Genomic DNA, 3,187 nt, shown 5'->3' with positions numbered 1-3,187 from the left:
AAACCTCCGATTACAGCCTGTCCCAGCGGTGCGATCTGGTCGCCGCCTTCGCCCATTCCCGATGCCATCGGCACCATACCCGCGATCATCGCGATACTCGTCATCAGAATCGGGCGGATCCGGGAGCCGGCTGCCAGTACCACCGCTCTGCGCGCGTCCTGCAATTTCAGCCGGAGGTTTTCCGCATTGGTTACCATCAAAATCGCATTCGCAACAGATACCCCGACTGACATAATCAGCCCCATGTAAGATTGCAGGTTCAGCGTCGCGCCGGTCAGCAGCAGCAAGCCGATTGATCCAACAACCACCGCAGGGATGGTGGATAATACCACCAGCGAAAGTTTGAAAGACTGGTAAGTCGCCGCAAGCAGCAGGAACATGATCACTACTGCGATCAGCAGGCCGGTTTGCAAGCTGGTAAGTGTTTCTGTAAGTAAGTCAGACTGTCCTTTCAACTCCACCAGAACACCACGAGGCGGCTCGCCGGCATTCTTGATCGCTTTCTGAACAGCCGCAGAAGCTGCGCCGAGGTCTTTTTTATGGATGTTCGCAGTGACAGTTACTAACCTGTTCGGACCGGCGCGGTCGTATTCTCCGGGGGCTGTTTTTTCGGAAAAAGTAGCTACGTCAGCCAGCAGTGGGTTACTTGTGCCCGTTTTCAAAGGTATTGTTCCGATATCTTCCACAGAGGTCATTTGATACTCGGGAATCTGCACCTGAACCTGGTAAGCCAGCCCTTTTGAATCATCGAGCCAAAGGTTTTTATCTGTAAAACGGCTGGACGATGTAGCAGCGACCATTGATCTCGCAACCTGCGTGGAGGTGATACCGAGCTGTCCCGCACGTTCCCGGTCAATTTTCACATCCAGAACAGGATAGGCGAGCGGCTGGGCGATTTGTACATCACGCAAGAATGCGATCTGCTGCATTTCGTGCTGGATCTTTTTGGCAAATCTTCCGGCTTCTTCCACATCCTTTGCGGCCACACTCACCTCGATCGGTGTGGAAGCACCCTGGCTCATGATCTTGTCAACCAGCTCAATAGGTTCAAAGGAAATCGCGAGGTTCGGGATTTCTTTGCCAATACGCTCCCGCAGTTTTTCCTTCAATGCATCCATTCGCACCGGAAAATCTTCATGCAAGGAAACCTGCAATACTGCCTCGTGCGGCCCGCTGTTGAACACGAAAATATTGGAGGTACCATAGCTGGAAGGCACCGTACCCACGTAAGCCGAGGAGATCTCCACATGCTCTTTCCCCACTTCCGATTTGATCAAATTAAGTACCTTCAATGTAGCCTGTTCAGTGCGTTCCACGCGTGTTCCGTCCGGTACGCGCAGGCGCATTTGAAACTGGTGACTGTTTGCTTTTGGTAAAATATCAGTACCGATCAGCAGGAAGCCGCCAACGATCAGCAGCACAGTTCCGACCAGGTAAACCGGCACTACAAGCTTGCCTCTGTTCATAATACCTGACAAAACGCCCAGGTATCTTAATTTAAATTTCTCAAAACCCGTAGCTGGTAGGGAAGGGTGCGCACCTTCTTCGATCACGTCATTTACTTCCTGATTATCCAGTGCCAAAGTCGGAGCTTCATGGTTCGGGTGGTCTTTCAAAAGCCAGTTGGCGAGTACAGGTACCAATGTTTGCGAAAGCAAAAACGACGCGATCATCGCAAAACCTACCGCCAGAGAAAGTGGCAAGAACATCGATCTCGGAATGCCGCTCATGACAAATGATGGCGCAAATACCGCCAGAATAGCAAGCAGGATCAAAAACTCAGGAAATGCAATTTCCTTACAAGCATCCCAGATCGCCTGCTCCTTGGGTTTTCCCATTTCCTGGTGCTGGTGGATATTTTCAATCGTAACTGTCGCCTGGTCGACCAGTACGCCAATCGCCAGAGCAAGTCCGCTCAGCGTCATGATATTGATCGTTTGTCCAAACAAATTCATCAATATCACTGCGGATAAAATGGAAATCGGGATCGTGACAATCACAATAATCACACTCCGCCAGTCGCGCAGGAAAAGCAATACCATTAACCCAGTGAGCAATGCGCCGAGGATACCTTCCGTGATCAGACTTTTCAGGGAGTTGGTCACATATACAGACTGGTCAAATTCATAAGATATCTTCACATCCTCCGGCACCGCATTGCGCAGCTGGGGCAATGCAGCGCGGATATTGTTCACTACATCCAATGTGGAAGCATCTGATTTTTTAACAACAGGAATATAAACCGCGCGGCGACCATTGATCAATGCATAACTCACCGTCACGTCGGCGCCATCTTCCACGGTACCTACGTCGCGGATAAAAACCGTCGGGCCCGCGCCCACGCGGATCGGGATGTTGAGGAAGTCTTCTGGTTTTTTGATCAACGAATTCACTGGCGTCATCAAAGTCCGGTCGCCCATTCTGATGTTACCTGCGGGCGAAGGCTGGTTGTTGGTGATAATGGATTTAATAATTTCTTCCGGCGTTAAATGGTAGCTCCTGATCCGCTCGGGATCCACTCGTATCACAATCGTGCGCTGGTTACCCCCAAATGGCGGCGGACTGGAAACACCTTCAATGCGGCTGAACATCGGCCGCACGCGCGACGATGCAAAATCCTGGATTTCATTTAATGAACGGGAAGCACTTTCAAATACCATTTGCCCGATCGGCACCGAGCTTGCATCAAAGCGCACTACCTGCGGCGGCACGGTACCCTCAGGCATATACGCTTTTGCCCGCGACACATTATTCGCGACCTCAGCAGCCGCCTGCGCCATATCAGTTCCGGGATAAAAAGAAAGCTTGATCAGCGACAAACCCTGGATCGTTTTCACATCCACATCCCGAATCCCCGAAACATACAGAAAATGGTCCTGATACCGCGTGGCAATAAACCCGTCCATCTGATCCGGTGCCATACCACCATAAGGCTGCACCACATAAATGGTCGGCAAATCGAGATTAGGAAAAATATCCACCGGAATACTCCGGATCGAAAGCACAGAAAAGAACAGAATGCCGATCACGATCACCACAATGGATATGGGTTGCCGCAGGGCGGTTCTAATGAGTTGATACATAGCGTTTAATTATTGGTTTATGTTAGTATAGTCGAGCTTAAAGGTTTGTCGCGATGGAATTTAGTATTGTGCATGCCCTTCGACTCCGCTCAGGGTGACAAGGG

1 protein-coding gene is annotated in these 3,187 nt (G+C 50.7%); it reads right to left on the bottom strand.

Annotation, left to right across the window (positions count from 1 at the left end; genetic code table 11):
- Positions 1-3,083 (bottom strand): efflux RND transporter permease subunit (locus tag ACTIE6_RS21280; RefSeq protein WP_439558548.1); only part of this gene is annotated, 3,083 nt, incomplete at its 3' end.
- Positions 3,084-3,187: the final 104 nt, after the last annotated feature.

Origin of the sequence: Dyadobacter sp., assembly GCF_051859145.1 — a bacterium.
GTDB lineage: Bacteria > Bacteroidota > Bacteroidia > Cytophagales > Spirosomataceae > Dyadobacter.
The sequence above is the reverse complement of the archived record's forward strand: the minus strand, read 5'-3'. Positions and strand labels throughout refer to the sequence as shown.